The organism is Gordonibacter sp., from assembly GCF_036667095.1.
In the GTDB taxonomy this organism is placed as follows: Bacteria; Actinomycetota; Coriobacteriia; order Coriobacteriales; family Eggerthellaceae; genus Gordonibacter.
The window spans coordinates 1-1,093 of sequence record NZ_JAVWUP010000271.1 but is presented as its reverse complement, the minus strand read 5'-3'; the positions used below and the strand labels follow the sequence as shown (position 1 = coordinate 1,093).

Genomic DNA, 1,093 nt, shown 5'->3' with positions numbered 1-1,093 from the left:
GGGTATTCCCCCATCAACCTTCTCAACCCGGCACAGGGCAGTACTGTTGAGCTTTCGATCGTCCTGGTCGTGTATGGGGTGCTGGCGCTCCTCGAAGCGGTCTTCCTCATTTGGAAGTGCCGCCGCTTCGAGGTGCTGTGAGGGGAGGCGTATGAAACACGTAGGAAAGCGTGGGAAGCTGGCATACCTTGTGCGCTACGACCTGGCCATGGGTTTTTTCTCCAACCGGGCGAAGTTCGTCGTGGCCTTCGCATGCATCACCGCGCTCGCGGCGATGTTCCTGTCGGCGATTGATGCGGCGGCAAGGTACGCCGAGGCGATGGGTATGGGGGAATCCTCCGCAGGCTTCGGCCTCGTCGACGTGCTCGCATACTTTTTCGCGGGCTCTGACTACTGCCGCCCAGACGAAAGCGTGCCGTTCGTGCTGCCTATCGGGTGGCTGATCCAGCAGGTGCTTGTCGCCGTTCTCGTAGGCAACTATGCCGTGCGCGACCTTGAGGGGCAGGCGCTCCAGGTGCTTGTGAGAGTCGGCGCGAGGCAGGCGTGGTGGCTGTCGAAGTGCCTGTGGGTGGCCGCGACGGTGATTGCTTTTTATGCGGCGGAGGTTGTCGTCGCGCTGATTGCTACCGCGGCGTTCGGAGGGTTTGGGGCGATGGGCGACGTTGAGGCGGTCGGGGTGTTGGGCTTTTCTCTGTCGGCTTTGGGCGGCAGCCATCTGGCCTTCCTGTTGCTGTTGCCGTTCGCGCTGTCTCTCGCGCTCTCGCTTGCCCAGGTCGCACTTTCTGTGGTGGCGGGGCCTTTCATCGCGTTTGCAGCAATCGTGTCGTTCGTGGTGGTTTCGGTATACTTCGGCTCGCCGCTGCTCATAGGGGACTGTTCAATGATGATGCGCAGTGCCTTTGTACAGCCAGGTGGAGTGGACGTGACCGTCGCATTCGCGGTGTGCGCGGCCGTCTGCGCGGCGTCCGTGACCCTCGGCGGCCTGGCGTTCGGGCGCAGGGATCTGGTGGGCGGGCAGGATCGGGCTTCGTGAAGGAGGAAGACAGGGTGCGACGGGGCACTTCAAAAAGAGCAGGATGGTACGCGAGGACGG

The 1,093-nt window shown here is 62.8% G+C and carries 1 protein-coding gene; it reads left to right on the top strand.

What is annotated here, in order from left to right; genetic code table 11:
- Positions 1 to 151: 151 nt before the first annotated feature.
- A complete protein-coding gene (locus RR842_RS13535; protein ID WP_332730110.1) occupies positions 152 to 1,033 on the top strand; it encodes a hypothetical protein in 882 nt (293 codons plus the stop codon).
- The last annotated feature ends 60 nt before the right edge of the window (positions 1,034 to 1,093 follow it).